This window comes from Peribacillus sp. NPDC094092, assembly GCF_050279365.1.
Lineage (GTDB): Bacteria > Bacillota > Bacilli > Bacillales > DSM-1321 > Peribacillus.
This window is the reverse complement of the sequence record NZ_JBNNUC010000002.1, coordinates 483,784-505,284: the sequence shown is the minus strand read 5'-3', so window position 1 is coordinate 505,284 and position 21,501 is coordinate 483,784. Positions and strand designations below refer to the sequence as shown.

The following is a 21,501-nucleotide window of genomic DNA, read 5'->3' as shown; positions in this document are numbered from 1 at the left end:
CTACAAGATACGGAGGAAAACCATGAATGGAAATAGCTATACTGATTTTATTGATCTGCAGAAAAATGAACAAGAAGAACTCGATTATCGCATCATCGTTCATCACAGGAATCCTGATATCGCCATTCTAGCCATACACGGCGGGAATATCGAACCGGGAACCAGCGAGATTGCAGCCGCACTTGGAGAGAGACTTTGTTCAAGCACCTATCTATTCGAAGGCCTTAAACCAAGGGGTAACCAGGTCCTCCATATAACATCCTGCTTGTTCAATGAACCGCACGGCGTTTCAATGGCAGCGAACGCTCAAACCATCCTTTCGATCCATGGCCACTACGACATACATAATGCGCTCGTTTACATGGGCGGAAGGAACGAAACATATAAGAAGCTTATTCAGCTATACCTCAACAAAGCTGGATTCCAAACTGACCATGCACCGCAGCACCTTTCAGGCATAAAAGGTAATAACATCACCAACTCATCCAAGACGGGTGCAGGCGTGCAATTGGAACTTTCCACAAAGCTTAGAAAAAGCTTTTTCAAAGGTGATGACTTTACCAGTAAGAACAGGGTCAATCACTGTGATCCTTTTAAACGGTTCGTTACTGCCATTGAAAAAGCGACTCTTGAATATAAACAGGCTGTTGACTTTCTTAGTCCATGAGGCCTTCAACCTGACCGAAGCTTTCGAATTTCTCGGCAAAATAACCTGATGAAAGGTTGGAGATATGAACGCCTGTGTTTTCCGTTGTATTAAGAAAACGGCCATCACCCAGATAAATTCCTACATGGGTCACACCTAGCCTTGTTCCTGTGTCCCTAAAAAATACTAAATCCCCTGCCTTCGGATTTTCTATTTTAGGCACCAATGAGAAGTAACCCGCTGCGGAATCTCGTTTTACAGAAAGGCCCTGCTCCTTCATGACCCAATAAATGAAGCCGCTGCAATCCATTCCGTTCATTGGATCTTCCCCCCCGAACACATAGGTGAATCCGCGTAAAGTATATGCATATTTGATGACATCATATGCTTTATCATATGCAGGCTCCTGGTTTACATAAAACGGATATAACGGGTTGCTGTATAGTTGAAGATACTGTCCTTGCATCAACTCATCCGTCCTTAAAGCGTTACGGCTTTTGATCGTACTCATGGAAATGCTGTAATTCTCCGATATACTATTAAGCGTTTCCCCCGTTTGGACGATATGCTCTCCTTTAGGCGTGTATGTTTTGTATGCCACTTGGTATTTTGCAAAGTAATCTTCTGTAGTGGATCTCACCTGAACCGTTTCTGCACCATATCCGGAATTGACAAATTGGTTTTCGCCTACATATATACCCGCAGTCACGACCTTTAAGCTGTCTTTATCCAGAAAGAATATAATATCCCCGGTTTTCGGAGTGGCTGTATCCATCCCTTGCTTATAAAAACCATCTACTGTCAAACGGTCAACCGGCACATTTTGCCGGGAAAGCACCCAGTGAATCAACCCGCTTGAATCAAACCCTTTTTCAGGCGTCTCCTCCCCTGCTGCCTTATTAAACCCTATAAAAGATTTCGCATATCTCGCAATTTGTTTTCCTCTCTCCGACCATTGATAGATGGAAGGAGTATATGCCGTTTGAATGATCGTCAACTTTTGGCCCGCAAATAACTTATCATCCGGTAAACCATTCGCTTTCATTAATTGCTCAGCCGATATATCATATTTCCTGGCAATCGATTCTACCGTTTCGCCGGAGAGTACAGTATGCACAGGATCTGCAGCCTCGGCCTTTAAACCAGATAGAAAAGTGAAACTAACCATGAATACCAATGTAAGTATCATACAGCTTATTTTTCCATTAAACATTTTAACCCTTCCTTTATACGCTGAAATATTTTATTTTTACGATGTTAAAGTAAATCCCACCACATGAACCTTTTAACCTACTACCAACCCATTAGATGAGCCTTTATGCTCATAATAATGATATTATCGGCGCACCGAATGAAACCTTTAGCCTGTTTCTCGCAAAAAAACTATCAGCGGGATTCAATAAATACGTTAAAAATAAATCAGCGCTGTAAAATTCCACCCGTCCGAGATATATGGAAATCGAAGAATTCCTAGAGGATATTATTTTTTTATGCAGAATGGGTAAAGGAAGATTAAAGGAATCCCGGTCATGACGTGCAAATACGGCTTGCCCCAAAGTGGATAACGATATAGGAGTGAACATTTTGATTAAAATGACAGAAAAAGCCCGGCAGGCAATTAAAGATATGCAGCATAATTTTGGAGGGGAAACGTATTTAAGGTTTGGCATAAACAGATCTTGCTGTAACCAGATGAACTATGCATTAAGCTTGGCAACCTCTAAAAAGGAGCACGAGGAAATACTCGTTTTACATGATATAAAAATGTTGCTCGACCCATCGGATTCCCATTTTACAGATCAAACGGAAATTGATTACGAAGGCGATGGATTTTTGATCAGGAACCCTAATCCGTTGGTATCACCCATCATCTAGCAGAAGTAAATAAGGGGAAAGCTTAAATGGCCTTCCCCTCCTTTCTATGAAGCTATGGCATGTACACCGTTTTCCGCCCTTAATGGACGCCATGTTTTTATATCATTGGAGTCTCCAGGATTTTTAATCTAGTCATCTGTCTTTGTGCAATGGAAAATGGGGAGATAATAATGAGTAATGCGGATAATTACTGGGTGGAGCAGCGTCACCATCGTCTTCATTGGCATTGACACAAAAAAATGCCATTGGACCCTACTACTTGTCCGATTCCTATATATTATTCCCCTTTGATAATAAAGTGTGGATACTTGACCCGCCCCATAAAATTGTAATTTGTGCTTCTAGTGAGCCCCGTACAACGAATCCGTGTTTTAATCCCTTCAGAATGATATGGCAATACAACCAAAAAGGGGAGACCACTTAATGGCCTCCCCTTTTGCTTATGTTTTCCATTCCTCTAATTCTTTATCTGGAATTCCCCGAGCGTGTGCTCCAAATCTGTTATTAACTGGGTTAGCTGCTGAGTATATTGAGCAAGTTCATTGGATGCAGCCGCTTGTTCCTCCATTGATGATGCAATTTCTTCTGATGAAGCCGTCGTTTGCTGAGATACGGCTGTGATTTCTTCTATCACTTTAATGACCATTTCTTTTTGTTGATTGATGCTTTCAATCGATATTGTTTCTTCCCGAATCGAAGTGGATATCCTCGCGACGGAATCCTCCAGCTCTTTCATGGCTTCACTTACCGTGTTCACGGCATTTTTCTGATCCTTGCTGATTTGATTCGTTTCATTGGTCGTTTTCAGCAATTCCTCTGTATCTGACAGAATGCTTTGAATGATGGCTTGAATGTTTTTTGTAGCTTCTTTTGAATCATCAGCCAAACTCCGTACTTCATTCGCCACAACAGCAAACCCTTTGCCGGACTCCCCTGCCCTTGCAGCTTCTATGGATGCATTCAATGATAACAAATTGGTTTGTTCCGATATTTTCGAAATGGCATTCGTGACATCTGAAATGGTTTTTGATTTTTCCACAAGTCTTAAGCTCATGCTGGTGACTGCAGCGAACGCCATTTCAAGTTTTTGGTACGACGTTTCCAAACCACTTACCTGTTGTTTCCCTGACTCTATCTTTTCAGATGCAAGCTCCAATACGGATTGGGTCTCCCTCGATTTTTTGGATAACCCATCGATTTCTCCACCAAGAACCCGGATCGTGCCCGCACCATGCTCAACCTGTTCAGATTGATTCGATGCACCCGCTGCAATCTCTTCTATGGCACGTGAAACATCTGTAATGGCCGCACTATTTTCGGCAGCTATTTGGCTTAAGCCGGCATTGGCATTTGTCACCGATTCCGCATTGCCGTTTACCTTGGCAACCAAGCCCCTTAATTTCCCCAGCATCGAGTTATAGCTTTTGCTCAAGTCCCCGATCTCATCATTGGATTTAACCGCAAATTCGGTCACTAAATCCCCACTGGCTGTCTTTTCTATGATTTTTTGAAAGTCGGCCATGATTTTCGTTAACTTTCCTGCTAGATAAAGAGCACATACCGTCCCTAGCAAAAGGCCTAAAATACCTGAAACCACTACAATTCTATTCATATCATCCAGTTTTGATTGCAGGATTCTGTCTGGAGTGAGCGCCACCACCTTCCAGTTCACTTCAGGGACCGTACTCCATTCACCTGTATACTCTTCACCATCCAACATCAAGGCTTGATTCGCCTTGACGCCCCCCTTATACAGGTCAGCCACCCACTTGAACTCTGAATTGAATCGGTCATTATCCGCAATGAAATCCTCCACCCCTTCTTCCATGCCGCTTTTTTCAGGATTCATATTCTTCCCGTCCATATCCTTCATGAAGGAACTCACGATAAAACCTTGTGAATCCAAGATCACCAAATTGCTAGTGGAATCTTTTTCGATGGCTGACCTCATTTTTCCGATTGTCGTAAGGTCGATATCATAACCAAGGGCCCCTGCCATTTTACCGTCCGATAAAACGGGCGTGACAACGGAAGTCATGATCATCCCTGAACCCCCATCCTTATACACATCCATCCATTTCGTTTCCGGTCTTTTGGTCAGCTGCGTATAAGTCTTAGTTTCCCTTGCATCCTGATTGAAATCCATGTGGGGCGAAGCATACAAGGAACCATCCGTTCCATCCATATAATAAACAGAAATTAAATCTTCATTGTTCTTTTGAAATGCCTCTATCGTTTTTTGGATATCCTTGATCGAATCACCATTCTTGATCTGATTGGAAACCAGCTGTGATAACTGCTCTATCGAATTTTCATACGTGGCCATGCTCAGATTGATTTGTGACGCCGCATTTTGGGCCGAGCTTTTGTTTATGGATATACTATCTTCTTTAAAAATGGAGGTCACTTTCACCCCCATTATGGAAACGGATACGACTATCGCGAGAAAAACGGATGTACATATAAATAATAACCATTTTATCCGGAGCGATATCCTTCTCTTTACTTTTTCTTTCTTGTCAATCGATGAACTTCCCATTGATCATTTCCCCCTTTTATTTGACCTGCAAATGCGCTTGCTTACCTGTGTGAAAACAAAGATTCAATCTATGCTCAAAATGGATCTTTCCTTATTTACGATCAGTTACTTTATTTTTCCACATTAACATACTATAGACCTAATTAATCCTTGTCAATCACTAACAGAAGATAAATTAATAGGTCCAAAGTTATAATTCATTTTCAAATAAAAAACCCTTGGATTGTAAAGAATCCAAGGGTTTAATAGAGTTAGCAATATAACGAGATTCAGCGTAACGCTGCGGCTAAAAATGATACAAAGAAATCATGCATTCGTATCCCGAAAAACAAAGTCAATTGTACAAATTAAACGACCGACGATGGAGTATGCCGACATCAGTTTATAGACAACATGGCGCGCGGAGTGGTCTCAACTCAAACCATGATTTTATAACAAGTACCTAGATTATCCTCAATGGATTGAAGAAATTTGCGACACTCCTGCCGAATAACTGGCTAGCCGAGACCCGACAGACGCTTGCGTGGAGGAGGCTTGGCAGACAGTAGGCGGAGGTTGAATCGTCTCTTTTTCACAAAAACGTAAAATGAAGGTTTCCTTAAAAATAGACAGACCATTCCCATTTACCCTGCAGACATTCAGAGCCCTTGAACGTATTCAATTCACGGTTCAAAGATAGGAATCGAAGTCTGATAAATGTCACGAGGAAAACCTCCATTTCTTAAAAGTACAGCCATCTTAACATGGCACCAACTGGAATATCAACAATAAGCTTCCTTTATTTCTGTAGCATCACTTTGGTTTTATTCATTCACCTGCATTCCATTCATCCATCAAGTCGTTCGACGGCGGCCTTATATTCCTTATGCCATTTTTCCCATTCATCCATTGGGAAGTCCTGATGATGACCATCAAGTAAATCACTCAACATACCGAGGCAAACATGCCAGCCTGCCAAATCCTTTGATGTATGATCATTGACCGGCGTGATGGATTCTTTCAATATTAATGAGCATCCATCCTTTACAGGGGATATCTCGAAACGAACCCAGCCGTCACCCCAATCAAAATCCAAAAGTGCAGATTCCCGAAAATCCCTGATCTTCATATCAAAAGATTCCCCTGACCCATCATTAAAATTGAATTTTATGATCCCGTCTTTTCGAAGGTCCTTCACTTCCAGGTTGGACATCCACTTTTCCACCTTATCATTCTCCGTTAAAGCACTCCATACCTTTTCCACCGAATGATTGAGCAGTCGATCGAATCTTGCAATAATCCCCTTACCCTGTTTTTCGATTACAGCTTGCATCTACATTCCCCCATTCATTTCGTTTTTTTATAATAAAAAATGGTTGGATGGAATTCACCATTTGCAGATTTTGCATATTCGGGAATCCTGCCTGCCTGAATATATCCCAATGAAGTATACAGGGAGTTAGAAGGATCTCCTTCCCTTGTATCCAGGACCAATAATGTCCGTCCCTCCTGCTTGGCCCTCTTCTCAGCCTCAAGCATGAGTGAACGTCCTATTCCATTTCGCCTATACCCAGTATGTGTCATTAATTTCGCGATTTCCGCACGATGGCTGCCGTTTTGCTTTGAACATACATGTAACTGTACGGTCCCTACAATCTCACCCTGTAATTTAGCGACAAACAGTTTCACATCAGGATTTAGGACGCCACCCCAGTAATCAATGGCCTCAGACCGTTTCATGGGAGGTAAAAAACCAATGGACGCTCCATGTTCCACCACCTGCACCAGAAGTTCCGAAAGTCCATTAAGGTGGGGTTCGATTGATGTTAATTGTTCGATTTTCAACTCAGCATCCACAGTAATCACAACCTTTCAGGTGATACAATCAAATTCACCATCCCTGGCGCTTTGATAAAGAAGTAATATGGGCCAGATGATGGCGTCCGTGCCATGCATAAATCCCTATATTTTCACCGACCGTCACCTCTCCTGAATCAGGATGGATGAATGTTCGGCCCATTTCGTCTGCATGAAGACCGGATAAAAGTTTGCACATCCGGATATGTACACTTTCGATTAGTGATAGAGAAACTTCGATCGGCAAATCATAATCAGGCAGCACTGCCCATTGTGCCTCTTCGTACGGTTTAATGACCGGACGTTCTTCCGTAAGGGCCAATTTAAAACGAATATACGCATTCATATGGCTATCGGCAATATGATGCACCACCTGCCGGACCGTCCATCCTTCAGGCCGATAAGCCGTATCAAGCCTCTCGTCATCCATGTTACATACCGCTTCCCGCAGCATCCGGGGCAAAGCTTCAATCTCGTGGATCCACCCCTCGGCTACATCAGCAGTAATTTCCCCGTCAAACTGAAACGTTCCAACCGGGTATCTTAAATCCATCTTCATTCCCCCTGTTGTTCAATAAAAATAGCTCTAGTATATATTCTTTATCGATTGAGACAAATCCTTTTTACCGGCCATTCTTTGTTTTGCAAGCCTGCACATTCTTTCATTAGTCCTCAGGAATATTAATCCAATCATTATCACGTATACTATTTCCACATTTAGCAACCATAACAAAAGAATGGCATGTGCATCAATCCACTCTTTAAACAATGGAAATGGGGATAGGATCATCTTGAAGAAAATCAGTTCGATACAAACTCTTAGCATCTTCTTTTTATCAATCGGCCTTCTTAATCACGTTATTTTGATCCCTTTCCTTCTATCCACCGGCGGAAGGGATTCCTGGTTTTTTTCTATCCTTATTATTGGACTGATACCGATTTGGGTCTACATATTATCAAGGATCATCAAGAATATGAATAATCAATCCCTGACAAATTGGCTTGATAATAGATTTGGGAAACCTATTAAAAACATCGTTTTATTCTTTATCGTGATTTATCTGATCAGCCTTGTATTGGCAACAACCAAGGAAACCATTGATTGGATCACGACAAGCTTCCTTTTTGAAACCCCAAGTTTAGCGATTATCATTCCGTTTACGCTGCTATGCATCTTCCTTGCCCATTCAGGTATGCGCTCCATCGCCATCAGCTCTTCTGTATTATTGCCAATAGTCATCATTCTTGGCATTTTCGTTGCAACCGGTAATATACCGACTAAAGACTATAGCCACCTCCTTCCCCTTTTCGAGAATGGCTATTTTCAAGGCGTTAAGACCTTGCAGTATTCTGGTTACGGTCTTGCCGAATTGATTTTAATCGCTTTTTTCCAGGAAAAGCTTACTGATAAAATCAGTTGGAAAGTATTGGTTTTCATATGCCTCGGTTTATTGTTTTTAATTCTAGGCCCATTAACAGCAGCACTCGCTGAATTCGGACCGACCTTAGCCGAAGCCATGAGGTACCCTGCCTATGAACAGTGGCGTCTGCTGACTATTGGAAAATATATTGAACATACAGATTTCTTTTCCATTTATCAATGGCTTGCTGGTGCCTATATCCGTGTCTCACTGGGATTATTCTTAATAACGGAAATCTTAAATAGGAAAACGGAAAAAATGAAGGTAGGAATTCTTTTCGCTGTCGGCTTTCTCATGGTCGTCATCTCCATCGTACCATTCAGTAATTTCAAGTTTTTGTATGTGACCCAAACTTTTTATTATCCTGGCGCTCTTTATTTCCTGTTACTTTTGTCCGCCTTTTTGTTTATCGGCACGTTCATTAGATCTAAGGAGGGTAAACGTCATGAGAATGAAACGTTCCAAAAATGAATCCTCCCTGCCTGAATTAAAGGAGGAGACATATCGGGAGTTATTCAGTTCAAGCTCGGATATCATATTTGACACGATTTATATTGGAGAAACCGAAAGACCCATTCCCGTCCTTATATTTTATTGCTCGGGTATGGCTGATATCAGTTTACTGAACGAGGGGATTTTGGAAAAGTTAAATAAAATGATGGAATTGGATGAGAGAATCGATGAAAAAGAGGCAATCAACAAGCTAAAGCCATTGATAGATTTGACTAGAGTGACGATTGATAGTGAATTCAATAGCGTCCAGCAGCTGATTTTCTCCGGGAATGTCCTATTATTCATTCCATCCACCCAAAAGTTATTTTCAATAAATTTATCCAATGTTCCGAACAGGCAGCCTGAGGAGTCTTCCTTCGAAGTCTCTGTAAGAGGACCAAGAGATGGATTTGTCGAGGATTTATCCATAAATACCGCTTTGATCAGAAAACGGCTAAAAACAAAATCGCTTGCCTATGAAGACTTTATCGTCGGCAGGCGCAGCCAAACGAAAGTCGCACTAATGTACATGGAAGACATCATTGATAAAGAACTCGTTAAAAATGTGAGGTCCAAAATTAACTCCATTGATATTGATATATTGGTGAGCAGCCAACAATTAGAGGAATTGATCACAAACAGTAAATTCAGCATATTTCCACTCACTCATTATACAAGTCGCCCCGACTTTGTCGTGGAAGCACTCAATCAAGGAAGATTCATTCTTATCGTCGACGGTATGCCAACAATAATCGTGGCTCCTTCTACATTATTATTGCAAATAAAAACAGCAGAAGATTCCAATCTTCCTTATCTATTTGTAAGCCTTGAGCGACTTCTTCGCTTTATGGGACTTGGCATTACCGTTTTATTGCCGGGATTTTGGATATCCATTTCCGCTTTCAACATTGACCAAGTGCCGTTCCCGTTATTGGCCACCATCACCCTTTCTAGGCTTGGACTTCCCTTATCCGCCACCATGGAATTCATTCTCATGCTCATTTTATTTGAATTATTCCGTGAATCCGGAGTCAGGTTACCTAAAGCTGTTGGGCAGACAGTTGCCGTTGTAGGCGGACTCATTGTCGGTGATGCCGCGATAAGGGCCGGACTGACCTCACAAACCATGCTTGTGGTCACTGCCGTAACCTCTGTCGCGTCTTATACTCTTGTTAACCAGTCTTTAACAGGGGTCGTAACGATTCTGCGTATGTTCGTGCTGTTACTAAGCTGTATTTATGGAATCTACGGCACGATAATCGGTTTCCTTACCATTGTCACTTTACTATCCAGGCTTGATTCATTCGGGATTTCATATATTGGCGGAATGAACCCGCCAAGAATTACAAATATCCTGGATTCATTCATAATGAGGCCATGGAATTCCATAAGCAAACGATCCTTGGCAGCTAATGATAAGACCAGAAAGGGGCAGTAAGGCCATGTTCCGCATCTGCAAAATATTAGTAACCATCCCTTTATTCCTTTTACTTTCAGGCTGCTGGGATGAAAAAACGATCCAGGACTTTCATTATATAACGGCCATCGGGATAGATTACAAAGATGGGGAATACATTGTATATACGCAACTTGTGGACTTCGCTGCGGTAGCTAAAACGGAGGCAAAACCCGCTCAAGCCCCGCCCGTATATGTAGGGAAAGAAAAAGGGCGTTCCATCTCAATCGCTGTTAATAAACTAACGCAGAATACTCAACAGGCCCTCTATATCGGGCATGTTTCCACATTTGTCATCAGTGAAAATGTTTTGAAGCAGCAAAGTACAGAAATAGTGGATTATATATACAGAAACCAGTTACTTAGGTACTCAGCCAATATCTTTGGCACAAAAAGTTCCATGGATGAGCTATTCTCCATTAACGGTTATTTTAATTTGTCACCTTTATACACGACATTATATTTACCAGAAGATGTCTATCGTAATCGTTCATACATCGAGCCCATTACGGTCCAAAAGTATTATTCTAACCAGAGGGAAAAAGCATCCACAACCATCCTGCCCTCCATTTCCTGGAACGATAAAGTATGGAAAGAAAAAGATAAAAAAAGAAAAAGCATCTATATGGATGGTGCATTTTCCATTTATTATAAAGTATCCCAGCCCTGGTTCTCTGAAAAGGAACTGAGCGGCTTACGCTGGCTCACTAAAAGGACCAACAAAACTCCCGTAAACATTAACGTGAATAATCAAGACATCTATGCCTCTTTCTCCCATCCGCATTATAAAGTAAAGCCAGTTCTCAAGGATGGAAAGTACAAATTCATTATTGACGTTGACGTATCAGGTAAAATTCTGGGGCTTGATACACAAATGGATATCGATAAAATAAAACGAAAATTCGAAAGCCAAATAAAAAAAGAAATCCAATCAACCTTCATGAAAGGGATTCAAAAGAACGCAGACCCATTAAACTTAGGCAAAATCCTTTATATCAAAGAGACAAAATACTGGCAAAAGAATCATATAGATGAGCCGAAGTATTTCTTAGATAAGGATTCACTACATGAGATAAACGTTAAGGTTCACATCCTCAATACAGGCGGTTTGGAAGCTAAACCACTCGAGTAATGTTGGTTTGTGATTTTAGTGGACCATTTGAAGATGCTCCTTTCACGAGTATTTGCTCCAAACTCACGAGTAGATGCCTATCATCCATGCGTTTGCTCCTCAACTTGGGTTTAATAGCCCGTTTCATGATGAAATAAAATCAGGATGGCGCCTTTTGAGCTCCATCCTGATTTTTGGCGCTGGAAAAGCCGGTCCTGAATTTGTCGGATAGCCTAAATAAATGGTAAATTAGGGGTATTAAACCGTTAGGGGGAGTCGTTTATGAGCATACAGAAGGCTACGTTGCATGAGCTGGAATCATTGACCGAACTTTTTGATTTATACAGAGTGTTTTATGAGCAAGCATCCGATCCTGGTCGCGCAAGGGAGTTTTTAAGGGAAAGGCTGACGAATGGGGAGTCTGTGGTTTTTATGGCCCATGATGAAGGAAATCCTATAGGTTTTGTACAATTATATCCTTCTTTTTCATCTGTGAGTATGATGCGGTCATGGGTATTGAATGATTTATTCGTGAAGGAGTCCGCCCGAAAAAAGGGATTTGGCGAGGAGTTATTGAATGCGGCCATCACATTTGCACGCGATGCTGGCGCCAAAGGGGTTTCACTGGAGACAGGCAAGGATAATGTAAACGCACAAAGACTTTATGAAAGAATGGGTTTCGTCCGTGAATCGAACCATTTTTATTATTTCACCATTTAATTAAAAAAGTGTAGGGAAAACCTTCCCTACACTTGGATGCTATGTATCTAGTATATTGATTATTTAACCGTTTCCATGCTGGCTTGAATTTCTTTAATTAGTAGTTCGGCACCTTCAGGGCTAAGTATTAATTTACCGTCAGCAAGTTTCATATTGTCATCGGAAACCTCACCCGTAACCTGGCAAGTCATGTTTGGTTTATATTTTTGAAGGATGATGCGATCTTGTTCTACATAAATCTCCAGTGCGTCTTTCTCATTAATTCCTAATGTTCGGCGCAGTTCAATCGGAATGACTACCCGCCCTAATTCGTCAACTTTACGTACAATACCTGTAGATTTCATTTAATTTACCCCACTAACTTTCTTGCGAATGTTGCATTCATTATTTCGTCAACATTCGACATTATTTGCACTTTTATAAAGATACCACTCCCTACCATATTCGTCAATTCTCGTATCTTCATATATTATCTGCCTCTATATGATTTTAATATAAAACATTTGTAATTTCTTCATAATCCCTGCCATAACAACGTTTTCTGCTCATTTCGTTGGTACATTTTTCTAATTGGCAGATTGAAATGGAAACGTCTTCATTTAACTCAAGAAGTCATTCTTTTCATTCCATGTCGAATCATGGAGAATGAATTTCACTGGCTTAAAAGAATCCTGTTGATTTTCTATTGCTTTTGAAGGACAATTTAACTTGATTGCTTATAATATTCCGAAAATTCATTCCGTTTTTGGCATAGTGGTATTTCTGAAAAATCGTTCAGAAATCCGAAACGATTGCCATGCTTCCAGAGTCTTACTGACTCATAATACAGATTGAGGTGAGTCAATTGCGTCCGATTATATTAGGTATTTGTTCCGCTTTCTTTTTTGCATTTACGTTTGTTTTAAATCAGGCCATGGAGTTATCTGGCGGAAGTTGGATATGGAGTGCTTCGCTGCGTTATATCTTTATGGTGCCTTTTCTGTTGTGTATCGTGTTGAGCAGAAAAAATCTGCTTCCCCTTTTACGAGCGATGAGGGAAAAGCCTGGTCCTTGGCTGCTTTGGAGTTTTGTCGGTTTTGGGTTATTTTATGCTCCTTTATGCTTTGCTTCCGCCTACTCACCTGGCTGGCTAATTGCCGGCACTTGGCAAATCACGATCATTTCGGGTGCATTGCTTGCGCCGCTGTTTTTTGAGAATGTCCAAACGAAGGATGGGCTCGAAAGGCAAAGAGGAAAGGTTTCTGTGAAAGGCCTCCTTATGTCCATGATCATCCTGCTTGGAATCATCCTGATGCAGCTGGAACACACCAAGCACATTTCAATGGCAAATCTTTGGCTTGGTGTAATCCCGATCGTCATCGCCTCATTTGCATACCCTTTGGGAAATCGCAAAATGATGGAAGTATCCGAAGGACGTCTGGATGCCTATCAGCGGGTATTGGGAATGACTTTGGCGAGTCTGCCATTCTGGTTTCTTCTTTCATTGTACGGTTTCTTTACAGTGGGGGCGCCGACGAAGATGCAGAGTTTCCAATCCCTTTTGGTAGCACTATTTTCGGGAGTTATCGCCACGGTCCTTTTTTTCAAGGCGACCGATTTGGTAAGCGGAAATATGCAGAAATTAGCTTCCGTTGAAGCTACGCAATCGATGGAGGTCCTTTTTGCATTAGCTGGCGAATTACTCTTCCTCTCTTTACCGATCCCTTCTCCGTTATCGTGGTTTGGCATCTTTATCGTCATAATAGGAATGATCCTGCATAGCTATGTATCACATAAAAAAGAAGGTCCATCCCGGAAACGGATCGTGAGTGCCTAAATAGCAAGTCAAAAAGCCCCGAAATCTTATCGGGGCTTTTAAACTTTTACCTTGAGTAAGTTCAAAAAGTATGTATAATGAAAGGTAATTGCATATGTCAAAGGTTTTCTAGGGTTCCGCAGTGCGTCCATCGCTGGTCTGGTCCGAGAGAAAACTCACAGCATGTGCTGTGCCACGGAAGGATAAAAGCCTGGGAGAAACTGTTTAACGGTTATCTCTTGGGCTTTTTTTGTTTTTTTTTGGTAAAGAATAAAATCGGAGGTGCGGTATTTCATGAGCACAAACTGGATAAAAGTATTCATTGCAGCTTTTTTTGAAGTATTTTGGGTGATTGGCTTAAAACATGCAGATGACTTTTGGACTTGGTCTGGAACGGTCATTTCGATCATCATCAGTTTTTATTTGATGATAATGGCTGGCAGGAAGCTTCCTGTCGGAACGGTATATGCCGTTTTTGTCGGGATGGGGACGGCCGGGACCGTTCTTTCCGAAATCATTTTCTTTGGGGAGTCCTTCAAGCTGAGCAAAACGCTATTGATCCTCCTCTTATTATCAGGAGTGATCGGCTTGAAATTAGTGACTGATGATAAAGCGGAGAAAGGGGATGAATCATAATGGCTTGGATTTCTTTAATCTTAGCGGGGCTATTTGAAATGTTCGGGGTTGCGATGATAAATAAAGTGCACAAGGACCGCAATTGGCAATCCTTGCTGCTGTTATTCATCGGATTCGGAGCAAGTTTCCTCTTTCTTGCTTATGCCATGAAAACCTTGCCGATGGGGACGGCTTATGCCATATGGACAGGAATCGGCGCTTCAGGAGGAGCGATAATCGGGATGCTCCTATTCGGGGAATCCAAAGATTGGCGAAGGGTCATTTTTATAGCCATGGTCCTTGGGGCAGCAGTAGGATTAAAACTTGTTTCATAGGAATAGGTGATGGTGAAACTCGCAGAAAATCAAAGACGGCACATATATGCCCATTATGTGCCGTCTTTCATTTGAACTAAGTAGCTTTTTTCACGCGAACGCTGAATTTCTTTTTATAAAAATTGACTTGCATCCATCTTAGTGGAATCTTTCCCCTTAACCTGTTTTAGCGTCGCCACTATAAGAAAGCTAACAATCACTAATAAGAGCCATGAACTTACCTTTCCTAGATGAACGAGACTCCATGCTTCGGTTTGGTTTGGATATTCCCAAGCTCCAAAGAATGTTGCGATATTTTCGGCTATCCATATAAAAAATCCGATGAGAACGAATGAAAGTGCGATTGGCATACGGTAACGGGTTCCGCCAACATCGTATGTGACCCATGATCGCCAAAAGACGATGATGACGAGTCCAGATAACCACCAACGAACATCCATCCAATAATGGTGGGTGAAAAAATTCAAATATATCGCAGCGGCAAGGGATACAACGGCTAAAAACGGCGGCCACTTGACCAGTTCAACCTTTAACCTCCTCCACGCCTGGCAAAGATAACTCGCTACACTTGCGTACATGAATCCGCTATAAAGAGGGACTCCAAAAATCTTGAAATGGCCTTCCTCTGGATAGGTCCAGGAGCCCATATTTACCTTGAAAAGTTCAAGAGTAAGTCCAATAAGGTGGAACAATGTGATTACCTTTAGTTCATCCTTTGTTTCAAGCCCTGAACGCACCATCCACCACTGCATCAGAAGGCAGATGATGAGCAGCCAGTCATACCGAGGCAGGAAGGGAAGCGGTATTAATTTTGTAATAGCCAAAGAGGCAAAAATGACGGCAGGAAACAAGCATGATAAAGCCTGCTCCCAACCAAAACGAACGAGTTGTTTCAGTGGTCTCATGATTGGTGCCTCCATTTTTTTAATGGTTGAATTCATGAGTAACTCCCCTTTTTCTTTTTCTTCCACTTTTTTATTCTTGGGTGCCTTCATCATTTCGGTATTCTAAAATATCTCCGGGCTGGCATTCCAAAGCCTTACAAATCGCCTCTAAAGTTGTTAATCGAATCGCTTTTGCCTTACCGTTTTTCAATATGGAAAGATTGGCCATCGTTATTCCAACCCTCTCGGAAAGTTCTGTAACACTCATTTTCCTTTTTGCCAGCATCACATCAATATTGATTATAATCGCCAAGTTATTCACCTCAGACTATTAAGTCATTTTCTGATTTTATATCGATGGCTTCCTGTAAAAGCCTTTGAAGAACAGCAGCAAAGACTGCAATCACCATGGAAGCAAAAATAACGACCATTCCGATCAATATGATTCCTGGGGCGTCGTCCTTTTCCGCTATGAGATAAAAGAGCGGCATCCCTACCACATACAAGCCACTGATCGTGATTGCACAATTTTTTATAGTCTTTAAAGCTCTTACGGATAATTCCGAGAAAGCTTTGTTACTGTCAATATAGCTTAAAAGTTTAAAGGCTTGATATAGAGCAAAGTAAAAAGGTATCGCCGATGCATACATATCGATGAAAACGAGATATTTCAAATAAGTCATATCCGGATATAATTCAGCGGCAAAGTTCGCTATCTCAGGCACAAAAAAGATGCACAAAGCAAGAACCGGCATTCCAATAAGAATGACAGCCATCTTTAAAAAGAGTGTTGTTCCTAGTTTCATTAAAAGCACCTCACTTATTTATTGTCCACTTAATTTAACATATGATTTATCGTTTTACAATAAAACATTGTTGTTTTTTATTATATTATTATTGTTACCGAAATATCCTTTTCTTTTTAAAAAAGAAAAAAAGCATTCCTCATTACAAAGAAATGCTCCATGAATAAACGATTCATAAATTGTTCCTGACTACCGTTTTGCGTAACTATATCATCAGGATTTCCCTGATATCCTCTTCTGTTAGGGCAGAATGCGACTTGTCCCCAGGGTCGATGATTTCTTCAATTAGATGTCTCTTTTTCTCTTGAAGTTCATTCATTTTTTCTTCGATTGTGCCGCGGGCAATAAGTTTGATGACTTGAACCTCATTCTTCTGCCCCATTCGATGGGCACGGTCCGCTGCTTGTTCTTCAACTGCCGGATTCCACCAAAGGTCATATAGAATGACTGTATCGGCACCCGTCAGATTGAGACCCGTACCGCCCGCTTTCAATGAAATGAGGAATATATCCCGTTCTCCTGCATTAAACCGATTGCAGATTTCCACACGTTCCTTTGATGGGGTTTGTCCATCAAGATAGAAAAAGGGTTGTCCTTTCATGGCCAAATCCCTGCCGATCATTTGAAGCATTTTTGTAAATTGCGAGAAAATCAGCACCCGTCTTCCAGAATGCTTCGATTCCTCGACAATTTGCATCAGTTGCTCATATTTTGCTGAACTGCCTTTATATCCGTCCACAAACAAGGCAGGGTGACAGCATATTTGCCGAAGCCGGGTCAAGCCCGCGAGGATCCTGATCCGATTCTTCCGGAGGGTGTCCTTGTCCAGGTGTTTCAGGGTATCATGCCGCAGCTTCGCCAGATAGGCGCCATACAGTTTCTTCTGATCAGGGAGCAGTTCCATCGATTCCAGCGACTCGATTTTTCCCGGTAATTCCGCCAGTACGTCCTCTTTCATTCTCCGCAGCAAAAACGGACGGATCCTGCGGGAAATCTGCTCCCTTGAGAGGTTGCTGTACTCTTTTAACCCCATGAATAGTTCAGGGAACACGACGTGGAAAAGGGACCAAAGCTCTTCCAATGAATTTTCGATGGGCGTACCAGTCAATGCAAAGCGATGGACCGCTTTTATCTTCTTGGCCGCTCTTGCCGTTTGTGTCACTGGGTTCTTGAAGGCCTGTGCTTCATCGAAGAACACCGTATGGAAGTCCTCCTTTTCAAACGACGCGATATCTTTCCGGAGCAATGGATAAGAGGTGATCACTACATCCACTTCACTCACTTCCTTAAGCAGCTTCGTCCTTTCCGTCTTGTCGCCATCCAAGACGACAGCTTGGATAGCAGGAGCGAATTTAGTGAATTCACCCAGCCAATTGTAGGTCAATGATGATGGGCAGACAATAAGCGCCGGAACCCTTTTCTTACGGATGTCGGGTAGCTCGGATAGAATGAACGTGATGCTTTGCAATGTTTTTCCAAGACCCATATCATCAGCAAGAATCCCGCCAAAACCGTATTGCGCTAGTATTTTCATCCATTTGTAGCCGTTTTTTTGATATTCGCGCAAAATCGGGTCCAGATCCTTTGGCACCACGAACTCCAAGGCGTCTGGATTCCTGATGTTATCCAAAAACTGCCGGAAGGAGTCTTCCATTGTGAATGTCTGGATGTCATTAACGGAATCAAGGAGCTGCAGCCCTTTTACGATTGGCATGTTCAGCCTGCTTTCCCAGTCTTCATCCTGTACGGGCAGCGCATTAAGAAAACGATTGATTTCTTCATACTCCCTTGTTTCAAGTGAAAGCAACGATCCATTCCTTAAACGATAGTACTTCCTTTTTTCTTCAAGCGCCGCTAGGACCTCACGTATTTGTTTATCTGGGATATCATCCATTTCAAATTTGAATTCGAGCCAATTAGTACGCTCCTTTTTCATTTTCACCCTAATGCGAGGAGCAGCATTCCCGCGGGTAATCCGGTTTCTTACAGCGGTCGTGGCGTAGATTTGTACCAGCTTCTGGAGTTTCGGAACGATGTGGTACAAAAACTCATACTCCAACTCTTCGTTATGCAAGAAATAGCCGCCGTCCGTCTTGGCAAACTGGCTATCCTCCATCAGCTTTAGTATTTCCGCCTCCTTCTCGACATCCCTTATCACCTTGGATTCCTGTTCTTCCAAAGGGTTGATCACAATATTTTCATAATGGAATTCCAGCCCCGCAAGCAGCCTGTTTTTCACACGATCCAAGTATAGCTTCGCAACCAGCGGTGTCTTCATGAACAATTCAGTGATGGACCTTGCAATATGGACTTCACCGAGTCTTTTTAAACCCGGTACCACTTTGTCCATGAATAATTCCAGCTGGTCATGATGGATTGGAATTTGATCCTTCCCCGAACCATCCATCATTTGCTTTAACTCTGAAAGGCGTTGGAAATCCTCATTTTCGAGCTGAACCAATTTCCCTTCGAATAGAACCAATGTGTATGCATCCATGACAATCATCTCGTGAAGCCTTTTAATATTCAGTTGATAACCTTTGGCATCGCTTTCGGTAAAGTCAAACTGGAAAGGAAGCGGTCCGTTTGATAAACGAAAGCCATTGTATATAAGGCCACCATAGGCAAGCTTGACCAATGGCGCTATTTCAAGTATGGGGGCAAGCCTTCGGAAAGAAGATGGAGGCAAAAGTAATAAGTGATGGTCCAATGCATAATCAGATTTATCCATCAGGGCGTCAACATAGACTTTTTCATCCGATATCACTGTAATGAGCTCCTGAATCACGGTATCATTTTCAATCTGAAAACAATGCAGCACCGGGTCATATATAAATGAAAGGGACACTTGGGCAGGCTTTCCTTCTTTAACTCTCTTCAGGAAATCCCGGACATTCGCCACATTGAAAGGACCGATTTTCATTTCCAGTCCTAACATATATTGATCCGTTCCCATCCATACCGGTTTACACGTAAATTCCGCTTCAAGCATCTTTCTTTTTTCAAAGTGGCGCTGATGACCGCTTTTGCGTACAGGCTGATTATTGAAAAGGGTCAGCAACTCTTCTGACAAATTCTTATTGGCTGAAGCATCAGAGCTGTCTGCATTTAGGCCCACAGGAATCGTCCCATCTCGCTGATGGTCGTAAACCGACAGCAGGACGGCTGCAATATGCTGGCAATCCCTTTGGAAGGAAGCTAGCGTAGGACAGCTGCATTTCGTCTGAAATCCGCCGACAGCATCCACTTCTATCGTGACATGGAAGTCTTCCTTTCCTTTAACCGTTGCTTCACATCCATCAGGAAAGTAACTTTCAAATGTCACTTTATTGGCCCGATGAAAAGCTTCCCCTCTTTTGAAGGAGACGGCCCCGCACAAGTCTTTTATGATTTTTTGATTCAATTTGATATCCAAATTGCCGTCCTCCTTCCGAGGTTTTTTGTAGAGTGATATTACATTCCGCTGAAAAACAAGCTCATTTTATCATCATACTATGAAATGGGTTTACGGAGTTGTAAAAAAGCAAAAAGACAAACTCCCATATTCGGAGTTCATCTCTATTTCAGCACCGGTAATTTACAGCATCATTGTTGTCCTTTCGTGCTGCCTTTCTTTTTTTTTCGATAAAAGAAGCTGAACACAAGGAATACAAGAAGAATGAGAAAGAAAATAAATTCAGCAGGGTCCTTCACCAAAAATGGGTTAAAGGCATGCTTGATAGAATCATCCAAATCAAACCCCAATAATATATCCATACCTAAAATTATGACTACTAAAGGGGCTAAGATCAAAACTGTAATAGCAAAGATTTTCATTTCTCATCAATTCCACCTTTTAGGAACTTATTTTGGTGCTTTGTCTTCCTTTTTTTCGATTCTTAAAAAAGGCAATGATCAAGAGAAGCAACGGGATGATCACCTGAAATGGCAGATGGATGTAATAGGGTACGGCACCTAGCCCTTCATAGATATGTTCCGTATAGCTGCTTGCGATAATGATCGAGATCAATAAAATGATGATACCAACAGGGTAAGCAAGTCTGGAGGGCTGTTTAACATTGAAAACATTCGCCGTACCCGTTACCGCTACATAAGTAAATACACTTATCTTGATGAACCCGCCAATCATCAACAAAAACAAGAAGTACACATCGAGACGTTCAAGAAAGCCAGCGACTTCTATGGATTGAATGAGGGTAAGAAGAGGGTATTGCGAACGTGTTGTAAGGTCCACACCAAGTACAGCAATATTCACGGCCATTATGACCGAGAGGAAAATACCGCTTGTCGCCAAACCTCCTATTCCAATTTTTTTCAATCGCTGAGGTTCATTCAAATAAGGAAAAATCATTAAAAACACTATGACCTCGCCAAATGGAAAGTATACGGTTTTAGTCAAGCCCATTTTCATCATCTCTGTCGCGCTGATTTCAAAAATCGGTTTTAAGTTGTTTAAATGGATCATGCCTGAAGCAATGATTAGAAGCATGAAGGTCATTAAAAGTAAATTCTCCAGGACAAAAAATAGTTCCCCGGTCCTCGCCAATACTTCAATCCCTTTACGGACCGTATACACCACGACTAAAATGAATACAGCATTCGCAAAAAATAATGGAATATGAGGATAGGCAAAAGTAAGCAGTGTATCTCCGAAATCCCTCAGCACCCTAGCAGAAAGATAGGTAAAATAAAGGATGTATAGAAATGCTACGATCCTGCCTAGAAACCTCCCCAATATCTGTTTTACAAACTCTGTTAACAGCTGATCAGGGTAGTATTGATAAAGGCCATAATAAATGAAAAATAATAAAAATCCGCCTATCATCGCAATAAGGATGACTAGCCAAGCAGCCTGCTTGGCTTCACCTGCAAGCGGAACCAAAAGTGCACTGCCCATTTCAAACAGGAAAATAAGGACGAACAGCTGGTAACCGCTGATTTTTGCCTTTTCCATCAGGATGCCACTTCCT

At 41.8% G+C, this 21,501-nt stretch carries 21 protein-coding genes and 1 riboswitch; of the genes, 9 read left to right on the top strand and 12 right to left on the bottom strand.

Going from position 1 to position 21,501, the window contains the following annotated elements; genetic code table 11:
* Window positions 1-22 precede the first annotated feature (22 nt).
* Window positions 23-667 carry a poly-gamma-glutamate hydrolase family protein gene (locus ACQKNS_RS11410; protein WP_427642952.1) on the top strand — a complete coding sequence of 215 codons (645 nt, stop codon included), beginning with the start codon at window positions 23-25 and terminating at the stop codon, window positions 665-667.
* Here the strand turns inward: ACQKNS_RS11410 and ACQKNS_RS11405 are convergent.
* The gene (locus tag ACQKNS_RS11405) at window positions 657-1,859 is read right to left on the bottom strand and encodes an NlpC/P60 family protein (RefSeq protein WP_427642951.1); all 1,203 of its coding nucleotides are present in this window, start codon (window positions 1,857-1,859) and stop codon (window positions 657-659) included. The genes ACQKNS_RS11410 and ACQKNS_RS11405 overlap by 11 nt on opposite strands.
* A 380-nt stretch (window positions 1,860-2,239) precedes the next feature.
* Here ACQKNS_RS11405 and ACQKNS_RS11400 point away from each other — a divergent pair, with 380 nt between their 5' ends.
* Window positions 2,240-2,521, top strand: a complete 282-nt coding sequence (locus ACQKNS_RS11400) for a HesB/IscA family protein (RefSeq protein ID WP_427644179.1) — start codon at window positions 2,240-2,242, stop codon at window positions 2,519-2,521.
* A 457-nt stretch (window positions 2,522-2,978) separates the two neighbouring features.
* Here the strand turns inward: ACQKNS_RS11400 and ACQKNS_RS11395 are convergent, their stop codons facing one another.
* The 4 genes from ACQKNS_RS11395 to ACQKNS_RS11380 form a co-directional block, all read right to left on the bottom strand.
* Window positions 2,979-5,060 carry a methyl-accepting chemotaxis protein gene (locus tag ACQKNS_RS11395; RefSeq protein WP_427642949.1) on the bottom strand — a complete coding sequence of 694 codons (2,082 nt, stop codon included), beginning with the start codon at window positions 5,058-5,060 and terminating at the stop codon, window positions 2,979-2,981.
* Window positions 5,061-5,886: 826 nt separating this feature from the next.
* Window positions 5,887-6,372 carry an SRPBCC family protein gene (locus tag ACQKNS_RS11390; protein WP_427642947.1) on the bottom strand — a complete coding sequence of 162 codons (486 nt, stop codon included), beginning with the start codon at window positions 6,370-6,372 and terminating at the stop codon, window positions 5,887-5,889.
* A gap of 14 nt (window positions 6,373-6,386) precedes the next feature.
* Complete coding sequence (locus tag ACQKNS_RS11385; protein ID WP_427642945.1) at window positions 6,387-6,896, bottom strand: N-acetyltransferase family protein; 510 nt, start codon at window positions 6,894-6,896, stop codon at window positions 6,387-6,389.
* A gap of 34 nt (window positions 6,897-6,930) precedes the next feature.
* On the bottom strand, window positions 6,931-7,449 hold the full coding sequence (locus tag ACQKNS_RS11380) for a YfiT family bacillithiol transferase (RefSeq protein ID WP_427642944.1): 519 nt from the start codon (window positions 7,447-7,449) through the stop codon (window positions 6,931-6,933).
* Window positions 7,450-7,687: 238 nt separating this feature from the next.
* On the opposite strand from ACQKNS_RS11380, the gene ACQKNS_RS11375 reads away from it, so the two are divergent.
* The 4 genes from ACQKNS_RS11375 to ACQKNS_RS11360 all read left to right on the top strand — a co-directional run bounded on the left by ACQKNS_RS11375 (window position 7,688) and on the right by ACQKNS_RS11360 (window position 12,096).
* Window positions 7,688-8,788 (top strand): endospore germination permease, encoded by a 1,101-nt coding sequence (locus ACQKNS_RS11375; protein ID WP_427642943.1) that lies wholly within the window; start codon window positions 7,688-7,690, stop codon window positions 8,786-8,788.
* Window positions 8,763-10,247 carry a spore germination protein gene (locus ACQKNS_RS11370; RefSeq protein WP_427642941.1) on the top strand — a complete coding sequence of 495 codons (1,485 nt, stop codon included), beginning with the start codon at window positions 8,763-8,765 and terminating at the stop codon, window positions 10,245-10,247. Before ACQKNS_RS11375 ends, ACQKNS_RS11370 begins: the two co-directional genes overlap by 26 nt.
* A gap of 4 nt (window positions 10,248-10,251) precedes the next feature.
* Window positions 10,252-11,397 carry a Ger(x)C family spore germination protein gene (locus ACQKNS_RS11365; RefSeq protein ID WP_427642940.1) on the top strand — a complete coding sequence of 382 codons (1,146 nt, stop codon included), beginning with the start codon at window positions 10,252-10,254 and terminating at the stop codon, window positions 11,395-11,397.
* Window positions 11,398-11,658: 261 nt separating this feature from the next.
* Window positions 11,659-12,096, top strand: coding sequence for an N-acetyltransferase family protein (locus ACQKNS_RS11360; protein ID WP_427642938.1), 438 nt, complete (start codon window positions 11,659-11,661; stop codon window positions 12,094-12,096).
* 59 nt (window positions 12,097-12,155) lie between these two features.
* On the opposite strand, the gene ACQKNS_RS11355 is transcribed toward ACQKNS_RS11360, so the two are convergent.
* Window positions 12,156-12,440 carry an AbrB/MazE/SpoVT family DNA-binding domain-containing protein gene (locus ACQKNS_RS11355; protein ID WP_427642936.1) on the bottom strand — a complete coding sequence of 95 codons (285 nt, stop codon included), beginning with the start codon at window positions 12,438-12,440 and terminating at the stop codon, window positions 12,156-12,158.
* Between the two features lie 500 nt (window positions 12,441-12,940).
* On the opposite strand from ACQKNS_RS11355, the gene ACQKNS_RS11350 reads away from it, so the two are divergent.
* From ACQKNS_RS11350 to ACQKNS_RS11340, 3 genes are all read left to right on the top strand, one after another.
* A complete protein-coding gene (locus ACQKNS_RS11350) occupies window positions 12,941-13,912 on the top strand; it encodes a DMT family transporter (RefSeq protein ID WP_427642935.1) in 972 nt (323 codons plus the stop codon).
* 97 nt (window positions 13,913-14,009) lie between these two features.
* A riboswitch (guanidine-I (ykkC/yxkD leader) is annotated at window positions 14,010-14,111 on the top strand.
* Between the two features lie 74 nt (window positions 14,112-14,185).
* Window positions 14,186-14,527, top strand: a complete 342-nt coding sequence (locus ACQKNS_RS11345; RefSeq protein WP_427642933.1) for a DMT family transporter — start codon at window positions 14,186-14,188, stop codon at window positions 14,525-14,527.
* Entirely contained in the window at window positions 14,527-14,841 is a 315-nt protein-coding gene (locus ACQKNS_RS11340; protein ID WP_427642931.1) for a DMT family transporter, read from the top strand. Before ACQKNS_RS11345 ends, ACQKNS_RS11340 begins: the two co-directional genes overlap by 1 nt.
* 113 nt (window positions 14,842-14,954) lie before the next feature.
* Here ACQKNS_RS11340 and ACQKNS_RS11335 read toward each other — a convergent pair whose 3' ends face one another.
* The 6 genes from ACQKNS_RS11335 to ACQKNS_RS11310 all read right to left on the bottom strand — a co-directional run bounded on the left by ACQKNS_RS11335 (window position 14,955) and on the right by ACQKNS_RS11310 (window position 21,485).
* Complete coding sequence (locus ACQKNS_RS11335; RefSeq protein WP_427644178.1) at window positions 14,955-15,746, bottom strand: DUF817 domain-containing protein; 792 nt, start codon at window positions 15,744-15,746, stop codon at window positions 14,955-14,957.
* A gap of 70 nt (window positions 15,747-15,816) precedes the next feature.
* Window positions 15,817-16,038, bottom strand: coding sequence for a helix-turn-helix domain-containing protein (locus ACQKNS_RS11330; protein WP_427642930.1), 222 nt, complete (start codon window positions 16,036-16,038; stop codon window positions 15,817-15,819).
* 10 nt (window positions 16,039-16,048) lie between these two features.
* Window positions 16,049-16,531: a DUF2975 domain-containing protein gene (locus ACQKNS_RS11325; RefSeq protein ID WP_427642929.1), complete on the bottom strand. Its 483-nt coding sequence runs from the start codon at window positions 16,529-16,531 to the stop codon at window positions 16,049-16,051.
* 205 nt (window positions 16,532-16,736) lie between these two features.
* Complete coding sequence (locus ACQKNS_RS11320) at window positions 16,737-19,946, bottom strand: SNF2 helicase associated domain-containing protein (RefSeq protein ID WP_427642928.1); 3,210 nt, start codon at window positions 19,944-19,946, stop codon at window positions 16,737-16,739.
* Window positions 19,947-20,116: 170 nt separating this feature from the next.
* A complete protein-coding gene (locus tag ACQKNS_RS11315) occupies window positions 20,117-20,347 on the bottom strand; it encodes a hypothetical protein (RefSeq protein WP_427642927.1) in 231 nt (76 codons plus the stop codon).
* A gap of 19 nt (window positions 20,348-20,366) precedes the next feature.
* Window positions 20,367-21,485, bottom strand: coding sequence for a GerAB/ArcD/ProY family transporter (locus tag ACQKNS_RS11310; RefSeq protein WP_427642925.1), 1,119 nt, complete (start codon window positions 21,483-21,485; stop codon window positions 20,367-20,369).
* Between the last annotated feature and the right edge of the window lie 16 nt (window positions 21,486-21,501).

Excerpts from the sequence above, each read along its gene's own strand:
- ACQKNS_RS11395 (WP_427642949.1), bottom strand. The coding sequence starts at position 5,060 with ATGGGAAGTTCATCGATTGACAAGAAAGAAAAAGTAAAGAGAAGGATA.
- ACQKNS_RS11340 (WP_427642931.1), top strand. The coding sequence starts at position 14,527 with ATGGCTTGGATTTCTTTAATCTTAGCGGGGCTATTTGAAATGTTCGGG.
- ACQKNS_RS11360 (WP_427642938.1), top strand. The coding sequence starts at position 11,659 with ATGAGCATACAGAAGGCTACGTTGCATGAGCTGGAATCATTGACCGAA.
- ACQKNS_RS11310 (WP_427642925.1), bottom strand. The coding sequence starts at position 21,485 with ATGGAAAAGGCAAAAATCAGCGGTTACCAGCTGTTCGTCCTTATTTTC.
- ACQKNS_RS11410 (WP_427642952.1), top strand. The coding sequence starts at position 23 with ATGAATGGAAATAGCTATACTGATTTTATTGATCTGCAGAAAAATGAA.
- ACQKNS_RS11355 (WP_427642936.1), bottom strand. The coding sequence starts at position 12,440 with ATGAAATCTACAGGTATTGTACGTAAAGTTGACGAATTAGGGCGGGTA.
- ACQKNS_RS11315 (WP_427642927.1), bottom strand. The coding sequence starts at position 20,347 with ATGAAAATCTTTGCTATTACAGTTTTGATCTTAGCCCCTTTAGTAGTC.
- ACQKNS_RS11365 (WP_427642940.1), top strand. The coding sequence starts at position 10,252 with ATGTTCCGCATCTGCAAAATATTAGTAACCATCCCTTTATTCCTTTTA.
- ACQKNS_RS11380 (WP_427642944.1), bottom strand. The coding sequence starts at position 7,449 with ATGGATTTAAGATACCCGGTTGGAACGTTTCAGTTTGACGGGGAAATT.
- ACQKNS_RS11335 (WP_427644178.1), bottom strand. The coding sequence starts at position 15,746 with ATGAGACCACTGAAACAACTCGTTCGTTTTGGTTGGGAGCAGGCTTTA.
- ACQKNS_RS11370 (WP_427642941.1), top strand. The coding sequence starts at position 8,763 with ATGAGAATGAAACGTTCCAAAAATGAATCCTCCCTGCCTGAATTAAAG.
- ACQKNS_RS11390 (WP_427642947.1), bottom strand. The coding sequence starts at position 6,372 with ATGCAAGCTGTAATCGAAAAACAGGGTAAGGGGATTATTGCAAGATTC.
- ACQKNS_RS11345 (WP_427642933.1), top strand. The coding sequence starts at position 14,186 with ATGAGCACAAACTGGATAAAAGTATTCATTGCAGCTTTTTTTGAAGTA.
- ACQKNS_RS11325 (WP_427642929.1), bottom strand. The coding sequence starts at position 16,531 with ATGAAACTAGGAACAACACTCTTTTTAAAGATGGCTGTCATTCTTATT.
- ACQKNS_RS11405 (WP_427642951.1), bottom strand. The coding sequence starts at position 1,859 with ATGTTTAATGGAAAAATAAGCTGTATGATACTTACATTGGTATTCATG.
- ACQKNS_RS11400 (WP_427644179.1), top strand. The coding sequence starts at position 2,240 with ATGACAGAAAAAGCCCGGCAGGCAATTAAAGATATGCAGCATAATTTT.